Source organism: Lentzea sp. HUAS TT2, assembly GCF_051853195.1.
In the GTDB taxonomy this organism is placed as follows: domain Bacteria; phylum Actinomycetota; class Actinomycetes; order Mycobacteriales; family Pseudonocardiaceae; genus Lentzea.
Map to the genome: position 1 here is coordinate 7,886,462 of NZ_CP196667.1, position 11,863 is coordinate 7,898,324.

The window sequence follows — 11,863 nt, forward strand, 5'->3', positions numbered from 1 at the left end:
ATGACGCTGGACGTCGCGCAGGTCTGCGCGCAGCTGATCCGCTTCGACACCACCAACCGCGGCGGTGGCGACTCCGCGGGCGAGCGGGAGGCCGCCGAGCACGTCGCGGCGCTCCTGCAGGACAACGGGGTGCCGCCCACACTGCTCGAACCGGCCCCGCGGCGCACCAACGTGCTGGCGCGCGTGCCCGGCACCGACCCGTCGCTGCCCGCCGTGCTGGTCCAGTCGCACCTCGACGTCGTGCCCGCCGACCCCGCCGAGTGGAGCTTCGACCCGTTCGCCGGCGAGATCCGCGACGGGTTCGTGCACGGCCGGGGCGCGGTCGACATGAAGGACATGGCGGCGATGACGCTGACCGTCCTGGGCCGCTGGCACACCGAGGGGCGCCGCCCGCGCCGCGACGTCGTGCTGGCGTTCGTCGCCGACGAGGAGGACCAGGGCGCCCACGGCGCGCAGTGGCTCGTGGAGCACCACGCCGGGCACTTCGCCGGGGTCGAGGCCGCGATCAGCGAGTCCGGCGCGTTCTCCTACGACGTCGACGGCGTGCGCCTGTACCCGATCGGCACGGCCGAGCGCGGCACGTCGCACATGAAGCTCACCGCGAGCGGCCGCGCGGGCCACGGGTCGCGGCGCAACGAGCAGAACGCGGTGACGGCGCTGGTCACGTGCCTGGCGCGGATCGCGGCGCACGAGCACCCGGTCCGGCTCACCCCGACGGTGGAGGCGTTCCTCGTGGGCGCGGGCAAGGCGCTCGGGGTGGAGGTCGACCTCGACGACGTCGACGGCACGGTCGCCCGCCTCGGCCCCGCCGCGAAGCTGGTGGAGAACACCGTGCGCTGCTCGACCACGCCGACGATGCTGCAGGCCGGGTACATGGTCAACGTCATCCCCGGCACCGCCACCGCGCACCTCGACGTCCGCACCCTGCCCGGCACCGTCGACGAGCTCGTCACCACCATCGACTCGCTGCTGCCCGCCGGCGTCACCCGCGAGTTCCTCGAACACCAGCCGCCCGTCGAGGCCCCGATCGACACGCCCTGGTTCGCCGCGATGGCCGACGCCCTGCGCGACGAGGACCCCGCCGCGGCCGTCGTGCCGTACTGCCTGGGCGGCGGCACCGACGCCAAGGCGTTCAGCCGCCTCGGCATCCACTGCTACGGCTTCTCGCCGCTGCGCCTGCCCCTGGGCTTCGACTACCGGGCGATGGCGCACGGCGTCGACGAACGCGTCCCCGTCGAGGGCCTGGAGTTCGGCGTGCGCGTCCTAGACCGCTTCCTGTCGAGCTGACCGCTGCTCGACGAGCTCCTGCACCGCGCTGGGCAGCGTCGTCTCGAAGTCGATCAGCTTCGCCCACGTCGGAGTCACCACGATCCGCACCATGCCGTCGTAGAGGGACCGGACCTCCCGCTCCCACTCCACCCGCTGCTCCGGCGACATGTCGTAGCTGCCGTTCATCTGCAGGTACTCCTGCGGGATGCCGTCGACCTCGTCCAGCTCCACCGTGCCGCGGATCAGCAGGATCTTCGGCGGGTGCACCTCGGTGTCGATCGTCAGCGCCACCACCGGGTTGGCCCGCAGCGCGTGCAGCTTCGGCGCGTTCTTCGAGGTGCACAGCACGAGCTGCGCGCCGTTCCACGTGTGCGCGATCGGGATCGCACGCGGCGTGCCGTCCTTGGCCACGTACGCCATCCGCAGCATGTCGCGGTGCAGCAGCTCCTTGCTGTGCGGCCGGTTCAGAACCTCGAGGATCTCGCTCTGCGTCATCGTCGTCATGCCCCGGGGACGGAGCCGCCACGACGTTCTCGACACCCCGCCCGAAGATTCTTCTAGCGGGGTGGCAGCGGCAGCTCCATGGCGGGCAGGCCGTCGATGCTCGCGTTGTTGTACGGCTTCTTGTTCGTGTACTCGCGGAACTCGTCGTCGGTCTTGCGGCCGAAGTAGTCCGCGTGCAGCTCCCGTTCGGAGCGGTAGTCCATGAACGGCACCGCGAACCCGCACGTGTCACTGACCAGCTCCGCCGTCACCACGACCACCGCCCGCAACGCCGGGCCGTCCGCCTCCCCGAACCCCGCCACCAGCTCGGCGAACCGGGGATCGTCGCGGAACACCGGCTCACCTCGCCCGTGCACGCGCACGATGGTCGGCGGCCCCTCGAACGCACACCACATCAGCGTGACGCGCCCGTTCTCCCGCAGATGCGCGATCGTCTCGGCATGGCTTCCCCCGAAGTCCAGGTAGGCCACCGTGCGGTCGTCCAGAATCCGCAACGTCCCCTGCCGGCCCTTGGGCGAGAGGTTGACGTGCCCGTCGCCCGCCAGCGGAGCGCTCGCCACGAAGAACACCTTCTGGTTCTCGATGAACTCCCGCAACCGCGGCTCGATCCGCTCGTATTCCTTACCCATGCGAAGCAGTATCGATCGCCGCGCGGACCCTGTCAGCCACCTTTCCCAGGTGCTGAACGAGCTCCGGCGGCCCGTCCGCGGAGAACCCGCACCCCAGCACGCCCAGGCACACGGCCGGCATCTCCGGCGAGTCCGCACCCGCCGTCAGCCGACCGCTCGTGCCGGGACCGCTCCTGCGGCCTCAGCACACGCTCACGCCTGCCCTGACGCCTTGCGCGCCTCCAGCTCCACCCGGTCCCAGTACGCCTGCCAGTCCTGCTGCGGCAGGTTCGAAATGCCCGCCCGCAGCCCGGCCATCCCGTCGAGCCCCTCCCGCAGGATGTCCGCGTGCCCCGCGTGCCGGTTCACCTCGGCGATCTCGTGCACCAGCAGCAGGTGCAGCGTCACGTACTTGCGTTCCTCCGGCCACCACGGCACCACACCGGGCGCGTCCAGCGGCAGCTCCTCGATGCTCGTGTCCGCGAACGCCGTGGCCCGCGCGAACAGCCCCAGCACGTCCTCCCGCGACTCGTCCGCCGTGGCGAACATGTCCGAGTTCGGGTCCGCGTCCACGTCGAACGGCAGCTTCTCGGGGAACGGGCGCCCCAGGCAGTCGCCGAAGTACCCCGCCTCGACCCCGGCCAGGTGCTTGACCAGGCCCAGCAGGTTCGTGCCCGTCGGTGTCAACGGTCGCCGCACGTCGTACTCCGACACGCCGTCGAGCTTCCACAGCAACGCCTCGCGGGCGGCCTTGAGGTAGCGGTGCAGGTCGGCTTTCGGGTCAGAGGCCATGCCGCTCACCCTCGCAGAGTCGCGCCGGCGGTGGCGGCGATTTCCTCCAGCCTCGCGTGGTGCCCCGCCCACCACCCGGCGTCGACCGGTGGCATGTTCGTGTTGCCGTCCTGCATGCCCACCGCGCCGTCGATCAGCTCCCGCACCACGTCCGCGTGCCCGGCGTGCCGGTGCAGCTCGATCGAGACCTGCACGAGGACCTGCCGCAGCGTCACCGCGCGCCGTTCCTCCCGCCACCACGTCACGACGCCGGGCGCGTCCAGCGGCAGCGCGTCGATGGTCGCGTCGGCGAACTCCCGCACCCGCGCGTAGAAGGCCACGACGGACTCGCGCGACTCGTCGGTGTCCGCGTACATGTCGGAGGCGGGTAAGGCGTCCGCGGTCGACCACCGCGGTGGCTCGGGGAACGGCCGGTCGAACACGCGGCCGAAGTAGTTGAGCTCGACCCCGGCGGCGTGCTTCACCAGGCCCAGCAGGTTCGTGCCCGTCGGCGTGAGCGGGCGCCGCGCGTCGTACTCCGACAGGCCGTCGAGCTTCCACAGCAACGCGTCACGCGCCGCCGTCAGGTACCGGTGCAGTAGTGCCTTCTCGTCCACAGCAAGCAGCGTCTCAGACGGCACCGACAGTTTTGAGCACCAGCAGGTCCAGGTGGTCCACCACCGGCCCGGACTCCACGGCGGCCGCCGCCCGCAACCGCTCCCGGCCCGCCGCGAACTCCGCGGCCGTCAGCGACCGCAGCAGCGTGTCCGACTCCTGCCGCACCGTGGACGCCTTGTCCGCCAACGACGACGCCGTCACCTGAGGGATCGCCTCCAGCCGCTGCACGGCGAACCCCATGCCGTCCGCCACCTCCTCGACCGTCGGGAACCCCGGCATGCCCCGCACCGCCTCTGGGAAGAACCGGAACAGCCCGATCCCGGAGTGCCGCTCGCGGAACAACGACCGCAGCACCACCACACCGCCCGGACGCAGCACCCGCCGAAACTCCACCCCGGCCGCGGCCAGGTCCCGCACGTGGTGCACCACCGTCGACATCCACACCACGTCCACCGACGCGTCCGGCAACGGGATCGCGCCCGCGTCCCCGACGAGCATCGGCAACCCCGAGGCCTCCCGCATCGCCGGCGACGGTTCCACCGCCACCACGGACACCTCCGGGAACCACTCCCGGAACGCCCGCACGAACAACCCGGTGCCCGCTCCGAGGTCCAGAACCGTGCGCCCAGGCAGGAAATACGGCGCCACCGCGTCCCGCCACGACACCAACCCGCCGAGCGAGATCTCGCGGGCCAATCGGTACGAACCCGCCTCCACAGCGTCGTAGCGCGTCATCCCACCAGGTAACCCCATACGGATGGCGGGATGACAGTGAGCCTTCACACGCACTACACATTGTCGAGCCATGTCCCTGCCGTGGTACGAAAGGGTTGCCCTGCATGCGAAAGAGCCATCTCAGACCCCTGATCGGGGTCACCGTCGCCGCGAGCGTCGTGTTCGCCATGGGAGGCGTGCCCACCGGCGCGGCACCCGGCGCCGAGGAAACGTCGACGAACTACCAGGTCAGCGACGTCCGCACCGCTGAGCAGCGCAGCAAGCTCGCCAAGTCCGGCGCCGCGATCGACTCGGTCGAGGAGCACGGCATCGTCGTGATCACCGCGACCGCCCGCGAGGTCAAGAACCTGAAGGCACAGGGGTTCGAGATCACCGAGCTGCCCAAGCGGATGGAGGCGAACGCGGCGGTCGGGCCGTTCGACTTCCCCGCGGCGGACTCGAACTACCACAACTACGCCGAGATGACGACGGAGATCAACAACGCCGTCGCCGCCTACCCGAACCTGATCAGCAAGCAGGTCATCGGCAAGTCCTACGAGAACCGCGACATCGTCGCCCTCAAGATCAGCGACAACGTCGGCGTCGACGAGAACGAGCCGGAGGTGCTGTTCACGCACCACCAGCACGCCCGTGAGCACCTCACCGTCGAGATGGCGCTGTACCTGATCAAGGAGTTCACCACCAAGTACGGCAGCGAGGCACGGCTGACCGACCTGGTGGACACCCGTGAGATCTGGATCATCCCGGACGTCAACCCCGACGGCGGCGAGTACGACATCGCGACCGGCAGCTACCGGTCGTGGCGCAAGAACCGGCAGCCCAACGCCGGTTCGAGCAACGTCGGCACCGACCTCAACCGCAACTGGGACTACAAGTGGGGCTGCTGCGGCGGTTCCAGCGGCAGCACCGGCTCCGAGACCTACCGCGGCCCGAGCGCGGCGTCCGCGCCCGAGGTCAAGGTCGTGTCCGACTTCGTGCGCAGCCGCAACGTCGGTGGCAAGCAGCAGATCGGCGCGTCCATCGACTTCCACACCTACAGCGAGCTCATCCTGTGGCCGTGGGGCTGGACCTACGACGACGTCGCACCGGGCCTGACCCAGGACCAGCGCGACACGTTCGCCACCATCGGCCAGTCCATGGCGCAGAGCAACGGCTACACGCCCGAGCAGTCCAGCGACCTGTACATCACCGACGGGTCGATCCCCGACTGGCTGTGGGGCACGCAGGGCATCTTCGCCTACACCTTCGAGATGTACCCCGGCAGCGCCGGCGGTGGCGGCTTCTACCCGCCCGACGAGGTGATCCCGGCGCAGACCTCCCGCAACAAGGAGGCCGTGCTGCAGCTGCTCGAACGCGCCGACTGCCCGTACGAGGCCATCGGCAAGGAATCGCAGTACTGCGGCGTGACCCCGCCCGGCCCCGGCAAGTTCTTCGAGAACGCCGCGGACTTCCAGATCCGCGACAACACCACGATCAACTCGCCGATCACGGTGGCCGAGGTGACCGGCAACGCGCCGTCGACCCTCAAGGTCGCCGTGGACATCAAGCACACCTACCAGGGCGACCTGAAGGTGGACCTGGTGGCTCCGGACGGCACCGTCTACGTCCTGCACAACCGCGCGGGCGGCGGCACGGACAACATCAACACCACCTACACCGTCAACGCCTCCAGCGAGGTCGCCAACGGCACCTGGCAGCTGCGGGTCAACGACAACGCCAACCAGGACACCGGGTTCCTCGACAAGTGGAGCCTGCAGTTCTGACCTGACGTCAGGGCGCCGGTACGCCGGCGCCCTGACGCTCATAGTCCTTCACGCGCATCGAGTCGTGCAGCCGCACGCCCTTCGAGTTCAGCTTGGCCAGCGGCCGGATCATCCACGACGGCAACGACGTCACCAGCTGCGCGCCCCGCACCAGAGCCCGCACACCCAGCGTGGTGGACGGGATCAACGTCTTCGCCGCCCCGAGCGCGAACGCCCTGCTGTCGTGCACGATGCCGCGCATCTCGTCCTCGTACCGCGTGAACGCCGCCTCGAAGTCGGAACCCGCGGACAACTCGCCCGCCAGCACGTAGGCGCCCAGCACCGCGAGGCTCGTGCTGCCGCCGATCGCCGGGCCGGGGCAGTAGGCCGCGTCGCCGACCAGCGCCACCCGCCCGCGCGACCACGTGTCGCCCTGCAGCTGGGTGATCGAGTCGAAGTAGAACGCCGCGTCGCCGTCGAGGTGCTTCAGCCACGAGTCGACCTCGTGATGCTGGCCCGCGAACGCCTCCCGCAGCAGTTGCTTCTGCCGCGCCACGTCCCGGTGGTGGTAGGAGAGCTCGGGTGAGCGGAACAGGAACACCGCGCGTGCGTCGTCCAGATGCCGTGCGCTGTACACCGCCGCCGTACGCCCCGGCCCGATATGCCCAGTCATCTCACCCGGCACACCCAACGACCGCGGCACGGACAACACGGCCAGATACGCACCCACGAACGTCTTCTCGACCTCGCCGAACACCAGCCGCCGCACGTTGGAGTGCAGCCCGTCCGCCCCGATGACCAGGTCGAACCGCCGCGGCGCACCGACCTCGAAACTCACCTCGTCGCCGATGGAGGTGATCGAGTCGCCGAACACGTACTCGACGTCCGCGCGCGTGGCCTCGTAGTAGATCTCGCTCAGGTCGTCGCGCATGACCTCCACGTGCCGGTCCGACGCGGCCGCGAAGAACTTCGTCACGTCGGCGCTGATCGGCTTGCGCGCGCCCTCGCGCAGGTAGGTCAGCCGCGTGGTCCCGGTCGCCAGGGCCTCGATGCGCGGCAGCACCCCCATGCGTTCGGAGATGTCCATCGCGGGCTTGAACAGGTCGACCGCGTGCCCGCCGGTCTTGCGCAGCACCGGCGAGCGCTCCACCACCGTCACCTCGTGCCCGTGCCGGGTGAGCCAGTAGGCGAGCACCGGGCCGGCGATGCTGGCTCCGGAAACGAGTATCCGCACGTCAAAGCTCCTTACTTAACGGTCGGTAAGTGAACTGGGGCGAGCGTACACCCGCGACTTACCGATCGTTAAGTAAGATTCGGCACGTGGCCAAGTCCGACACCAAGCAGCGGATCATGCAGACCGCGCGCGAGCTGTTCGCCTCCCAGGGCGTGCAGCAGACCAGCCTGCAGGAGATCGCCGACCGCCTCGGCATCACCAAACCCGCGCTCTACTACCACTTCACCTCACGCGAGGACCTCGTCCGCAGCATCGTCACCCCGCTGCTCGACGACGGCGAGGGGTTCCTGGCCCGCATGGAGGAACGCGCGGACGTGGCACCGGTGGAGCTGATCGAGGGCTTCTTCGACTTCCACCACCGCCACCGCAAGGACATGATGCTGCTGCTCACGGAGCTGACCACGCTCGCGGAGCTCGGCCTGATCGACGTCGTGCTGTCCTGGCGCGCCCGCCTGACCCGGCTCGTGTTCGGCGCGGAGGCGACCCTCGAACAGCAGGCCCGCGCCGTGCTGGCGTTCGGCGGCATGCAGGACTGCACCATGCAGTTCCCCGACACCCCCGTCGAGGAGCTGCGCGCGGCGACCGTGACGGCCGCGCGCGCAGCCCTGGGCGTCTAGACCTTCTCGGCCTCGGCCACGATCTTGCGCTCCTCGTCGCGGTTGGCCCGGTACTGCTGGATCGAGTACGCCAGCGCCGCCGCCCACACCACGTAGATCAGCCCGTAGATCGGCCACTTCACCGCGTCGCTCGCGTCGATCCAGTCGCTGCGCAGCAACGTGCGGACGTTGGTCAGGATGATCACGCCACCGACCGCCGACCCGAGCACCCGCGGCGGCACGTGCCGCACCAGCCACGCCGCGATCGGCGCGGCGATCAGGCCACCGGCCAGCAACGCCAGCACCCACGTGAAGTTCACGCCCTCGTTGCCGATGCCGACGAAGAAGCCCACGCTCGCCGCCACCGCCACGAGGAACTCGCTGGTGTCGATCGACCCGATCGTCTTGCGCGGCTCCAACCGGCCGCTGGCGAGGATCGCGGGCGTGCCGACCGGACCCCAGCCACCGCCGCCGGTCGAGTCCACGAACCCGGCGACCAGGCCCAGCGGCGCGAGGAACCTCTTGCGCAGCGGCTTGCCCAGGTTCGTGCGCGGCAGCCCGAACGTCGTGAACCGGATCAGCACGTACAGGCCCAGCACCAGCAGCACCAGCGACATCACCGGCGCGGCCACCTCGGTGGACAGGCTCGACAGGAACGTCGCCCCGGCGAACGCGCCCACCGCGCCCGGGATGCCGATCTTCGCGACGACCTTCCAGTCGACGTTGCCGAACCGCCAGTGCGAGAACCCGGACGCCAGCGTCGTGCCGATCTCCGCCAGGTGCACCGTCGCCGACGCCGCGGCCGGGCTGGTGCCGATCGCCAGCAGCAGCGTCGTGGAGGTCACGCCGTACGCCATGCCGAGGCTGCCGTCGACGAGCTGTGCGCCGAGGCCCACCAAAGCGAGCAGGAGCAGTTGTCTCATGCCGGCCGTCCAATCCGTCGGGTTGATGGTGATGATCCGGACAGAACCAAGATCAGCCAACGATGACCACATGACGGAACCCTTGGTGGCGAAGGGGTTGCCAATTCGACCCCACGGCGATAAAAGCCGCCGTTCGGTCGCTGTCGGCCGGCGCTCCCGTGGACGAACATCACGCGATGGCCTTACGCCACGCCTGGTTGCTCGCCGTCGCGATCGGTGCCACCGCGCTCGCAGCTGTGCGAGGGAGCACGCTCACGTCCCCTGCACGCCGCCATAGGATTCGGCTACACCCTCGTGTTCACCGCCGTGACGCTGCTGCCCGCAGTGGTGTCCGCGCGGCTCGTTGACCAGATGAGAACGGACTCTCGAAACCGCTCTCGGCCGGTCCGGGCGCGAGGTAGGGTCCGCACACCGATTACCGCCGGGAGAGACATGCGCGCCGTCGAGATCAGACCTGGGGTCCGGATCCGCTGGGTCGAAGTGCCGGGCGCCTCGCCCGCACGCGTCTACCTGCACGGACTGGGCGCCTCGTCGGCTCCCTACTACGCAGAGGCCGTCGCCCACCCGCTGCTGGCCGGCCGCCGCAGCCTGATGATGGACATGCTCGGCTTCGGCATCAGCGACCGGCCCGCCGGGTTCGCCTACTCGCTGGAGGGCCACGCCGACGCGCTCGCCGTGGCACTGGCCAAGATCGGGCTGCGCCGCAGCGAGATCATCGGTCACAGCATGGGCGGCGCCGTCGCCATCGTGCTCGCCGCGCGCCACCCCGAGATGGTGCGCTCGCTCGTGCTCGTCGACCCCCACATCGACCCCGCCGTCCCCTCGCTCGGCGCCCCCAGCAGCCGGGGCATCGCCGCCTACGGCGAGGCGGACTTCCTCAGCCACGGCTTCGAGCGCGTGCTGCGCGACGTCGGCCCGCACTGGGCCGCCACCATGCGCATGGCCGGCCGCGAGGCCCTCTACCGCAGCGCCGTCGACCTCGTGCGCGGCACGTCGCCCACGATGCGCAAGCTGTTGCTGGAACTGGAGATCCCGCGCGTCTTTCTCTACCCCGAGGACGCACCGCCCAGCGGCGGCCGCGATCTCGCCGCGTCCGGTGTGCAGCTCGTCTCCGTGCCGAACACCGGCCACAACATCATGATCGACAACGTCGAGGGCTTCGCGCGCGCCGTCGCCCAGCAGCGGCTGTCGGTCTAACCCAGTTCGCGGGCGATCGCCCCGGCCAGCAGTTCCCGCGCCCGCTGCAGGGTCAGCGAGCCGCTGTGCCAGCGTTCGCTCACCCCCTCGACGAGCGCGGTGAGCCGTTCCGCGGCCGCCGCCGCGTCGATGTCCGGATTCGCTTGGCGGAGCAGGGTTTCGACGTCGGAGTTCCACGCGTCGGTGGCCGTGCGCAACGTCGCGCGCAGCTCCTCGTGGAACGCCGCGCTGGCCCGCAGCTCGCCCCACGCGACGCTCGTCTCCCGCACGAACGCGGTGTCCTGCAGCTCGCCCAGCAGCATCTGCTCGACCCGCGTGCGCGGATCACCGGAGTCCTCGCCGCCGGTGTAGGACTGCGCCCGGTGGTTCACGTGCTCCAGCGCGGCCCGCAGGATCCCGGCGCGGTCCTTGAAGTGGTAGTAGATCAACGCCGTGGACACCCCGGCCTCGGCCGCGAGCTTCTCGACGCGCAACCCGCGCACGCCGTCCTGCGCGATCACCCGCACCGCGGCCTCGAGCATCTGCGTCCTGCGCTCCGACACGGGTTCCCTCACTTCGGTTCCTGCTGCGTGGTGCAGTGGATGCCGCCACCGCCCGACGCGATCCCGTCGATGTTGATCTGCACCACCGTACGTCCGGGGAACAGCCGCTCCAGCGTCGCCTTCGCCGCGGCGTCCGCCCGCCGGTCACCGAACTCCGGCCCGACCACCGCGCCGTTGCACACGTAGAAGTTCACGTACCCGGCCGCGAAGTCCTCGTCGCGCACCCGCACGGTCTGCGGGCCCTCCAGCACCTCGACCCGCAACGGCCGTCCGGCGGCGTCGGTGGCGGAACGCAGGATCTCCAGATGCCGGCGCGTCACGTCGTGGTCGAACGACTCGGGGTCGTTGTCCAGCCCCGCCACCACGACACCGGGTCCGGCGAACCGCGCGTAGAAGTCCGTGTGGCCGTCGGTGATGTCACGCCCGGCGATGCCCGGCAGCCAGATCACCTTCCTGATCCCGAGCAGGTGGGCGAGCTCCTGCTCGACGTCGCTCTTGCTCCAGCCCCGGTTGCGGTTGTTGTTGAGCACGCAGCTCTCGGTGATGATCGCCGTGCCCTCGCCGTCGACCTCCAGCGCGCCACCCTCCAGCACCAGGTCTGTGCGCACCCGCCGGGCACCGGCCTGACCTGCGACGAACGCGGCGACTTTCGCGTCGCGGCGGTGTTCCTGTTTGCCGCCCCAGCCGTTGAAGTTGAAGTCGACCGCGCCACCGCCGCGCACGAACACCGGACCGGTGTCGCGCATCCACAGGTCGTCCAGCTCGCCGACCACCAGCTCGACACCGGGCATCAACGACCGGGCCAGCTCCAGGTCCTCGGCGCGCACCAGCATCGACACCGGCTCGAACCGGGCGATCGTGGTCGCGATCGTCGCCTGGTCCCGCCGTACCCGGGGCAGCAGGCCGGCACCCCAGATCCGCTCGCTCGCGGCGAACGCCATCCACGTCCGCCGGTGCGGCTGACCCTCCTCTGGCATCACCCATGCCTGCTCACCTGCGGTGTCACCGCCGGACCTGCCTGTGCAGCCGGCGAGCAGGCCGCTGATGGCCGCTGCCGCCGACTGCACGAAGTTGCGCCTGTTCATGACCCCACGGTAATCCTGACTGAAATTTCAGTCAAACTG

General features: G+C 70.1%; 13 protein-coding genes. 4 read left to right on the forward strand and 9 right to left on the reverse strand.

The window, feature by feature from the left end; all coding sequences use genetic code 11:
- Positions 1-1,287, forward strand: coding sequence for a M20/M25/M40 family metallo-hydrolase (locus tag ACSHWB_RS37550; RefSeq protein WP_439658061.1), 1,287 nt, complete (start codon positions 1-3; stop codon positions 1,285-1,287).
- On the opposite strand, the gene ACSHWB_RS37555 is transcribed toward ACSHWB_RS37550, so the two are convergent.
- The 5 genes from ACSHWB_RS37555 to ACSHWB_RS37575 form a co-directional block, all read right to left on the reverse strand.
- Complete coding sequence (locus ACSHWB_RS37555; RefSeq protein WP_439664740.1) at positions 1,264-1,764, reverse strand: pyridoxamine 5'-phosphate oxidase family protein; 501 nt, start codon at positions 1,762-1,764, stop codon at positions 1,264-1,266. The genes ACSHWB_RS37550 and ACSHWB_RS37555 overlap by 24 nt on opposite strands.
- A 62-nt stretch (positions 1,765-1,826) precedes the next feature.
- Positions 1,827-2,402, reverse strand: a complete 576-nt coding sequence (locus ACSHWB_RS37560) for a pyridoxamine 5'-phosphate oxidase family protein (RefSeq protein WP_439658062.1) — start codon at positions 2,400-2,402, stop codon at positions 1,827-1,829.
- Positions 2,403-2,594: 192 nt separating this feature from the next.
- Entirely contained in the window at positions 2,595-3,173 is a 579-nt protein-coding gene (locus ACSHWB_RS37565) for a DinB family protein (protein WP_439658063.1), read from the reverse strand.
- A 5-nt stretch (positions 3,174-3,178) separates the two neighbouring features.
- Complete coding sequence (locus tag ACSHWB_RS37570; RefSeq protein ID WP_439658064.1) at positions 3,179-3,769, reverse strand: DinB family protein; 591 nt, start codon at positions 3,767-3,769, stop codon at positions 3,179-3,181.
- 13 nt (positions 3,770-3,782) lie between these two features.
- Positions 3,783-4,505 (reverse strand): class I SAM-dependent methyltransferase, encoded by a 723-nt coding sequence (locus ACSHWB_RS37575; protein WP_439658065.1) that lies wholly within the window; start codon positions 4,503-4,505, stop codon positions 3,783-3,785.
- Between the two features lie 104 nt (positions 4,506-4,609).
- On the opposite strand from ACSHWB_RS37575, the gene ACSHWB_RS37580 reads away from it, so the two are divergent.
- Positions 4,610-6,268: a M14 family metallopeptidase gene (locus ACSHWB_RS37580; RefSeq protein ID WP_439658066.1), complete on the forward strand. Its 1,659-nt coding sequence runs from the start codon at positions 4,610-4,612 to the stop codon at positions 6,266-6,268.
- A gap of 7 nt (positions 6,269-6,275) precedes the next feature.
- On the opposite strand, the gene ACSHWB_RS37585 is transcribed toward ACSHWB_RS37580, so the two are convergent.
- Positions 6,276-7,481, reverse strand: a complete 1,206-nt coding sequence (locus ACSHWB_RS37585) for an FAD-dependent monooxygenase (RefSeq protein WP_439658067.1) — start codon at positions 7,479-7,481, stop codon at positions 6,276-6,278.
- A gap of 86 nt (positions 7,482-7,567) precedes the next feature.
- Here ACSHWB_RS37585 and ACSHWB_RS37590 point away from each other — a divergent pair, with 86 nt between their 5' ends.
- The gene (locus ACSHWB_RS37590) at positions 7,568-8,098 is read left to right on the forward strand and encodes a TetR/AcrR family transcriptional regulator (protein WP_439658068.1); all 531 of its coding nucleotides are present in this window, start codon (positions 7,568-7,570) and stop codon (positions 8,096-8,098) included.
- Here the strand turns inward: ACSHWB_RS37590 and ACSHWB_RS37595 are convergent.
- A complete protein-coding gene (locus tag ACSHWB_RS37595) occupies positions 8,095-9,000 on the reverse strand; it encodes a sulfite exporter TauE/SafE family protein (RefSeq protein ID WP_439658069.1) in 906 nt (301 codons plus the stop codon). The two genes, ACSHWB_RS37590 and ACSHWB_RS37595, sit on opposite strands and share 4 nt — an antisense overlap.
- Positions 9,001-9,432: 432 nt before the next feature.
- Between ACSHWB_RS37595 and ACSHWB_RS37600 the strand changes: the two genes are divergently transcribed.
- Positions 9,433-10,197 (forward strand): alpha/beta fold hydrolase, encoded by a 765-nt coding sequence (locus ACSHWB_RS37600; protein ID WP_439658070.1) that lies wholly within the window; start codon positions 9,433-9,435, stop codon positions 10,195-10,197.
- Here ACSHWB_RS37600 and ACSHWB_RS37605 read toward each other — a convergent pair.
- Both ACSHWB_RS37605 and ACSHWB_RS37610 read right to left on the reverse strand, forming a co-directional pair.
- Positions 10,194-10,751 (reverse strand): TetR/AcrR family transcriptional regulator, encoded by a 558-nt coding sequence (locus ACSHWB_RS37605; RefSeq protein WP_439658071.1) that lies wholly within the window; start codon positions 10,749-10,751, stop codon positions 10,194-10,196. The two genes, ACSHWB_RS37600 and ACSHWB_RS37605, sit on opposite strands and share 4 nt — an antisense overlap.
- Positions 10,748-11,824 carry an agmatine deiminase family protein gene (locus ACSHWB_RS37610; protein ID WP_439658072.1) on the reverse strand — a complete coding sequence of 359 codons (1,077 nt, stop codon included), beginning with the start codon at positions 11,822-11,824 and terminating at the stop codon, positions 10,748-10,750. The genes ACSHWB_RS37605 and ACSHWB_RS37610 overlap by 4 nt, the downstream gene beginning before the upstream one ends.
- Between the last annotated feature and the right edge of the window lie 39 nt (positions 11,825-11,863).

Excerpts from the sequence above, each read along its gene's own strand:
- ACSHWB_RS37550 (WP_439658061.1), top strand. The coding sequence starts at position 1 with ATGACGCTGGACGTCGCGCAGGTCTGCGCGCAGCTGATCCGCTTCGAC.
- ACSHWB_RS37555 (WP_439664740.1), bottom strand. The coding sequence starts at position 1,764 with ATGACGCAGAGCGAGATCCTCGAGGTTCTGAACCGGCCGCACAGCAAG.
- ACSHWB_RS37560 (WP_439658062.1), bottom strand. The coding sequence starts at position 2,402 with ATGGGTAAGGAATACGAGCGGATCGAGCCGCGGTTGCGGGAGTTCATC.
- ACSHWB_RS37565 (WP_439658063.1), bottom strand. The coding sequence starts at position 3,173 with ATGGCCTCTGACCCGAAAGCCGACCTGCACCGCTACCTCAAGGCCGCC.
- ACSHWB_RS37575 (WP_439658065.1), bottom strand. The coding sequence starts at position 4,505 with ATGACGCGCTACGACGCTGTGGAGGCGGGTTCGTACCGATTGGCCCGC.
- ACSHWB_RS37580 (WP_439658066.1), top strand. The coding sequence starts at position 4,610 with ATGCGAAAGAGCCATCTCAGACCCCTGATCGGGGTCACCGTCGCCGCG.
- ACSHWB_RS37595 (WP_439658069.1), bottom strand. The coding sequence starts at position 9,000 with ATGAGACAACTGCTCCTGCTCGCTTTGGTGGGCCTCGGCGCACAGCTC.
- ACSHWB_RS37600 (WP_439658070.1), top strand. The coding sequence starts at position 9,433 with ATGCGCGCCGTCGAGATCAGACCTGGGGTCCGGATCCGCTGGGTCGAA.
- ACSHWB_RS37610 (WP_439658072.1), bottom strand. The coding sequence starts at position 11,824 with ATGAACAGGCGCAACTTCGTGCAGTCGGCGGCAGCGGCCATCAGCGGC.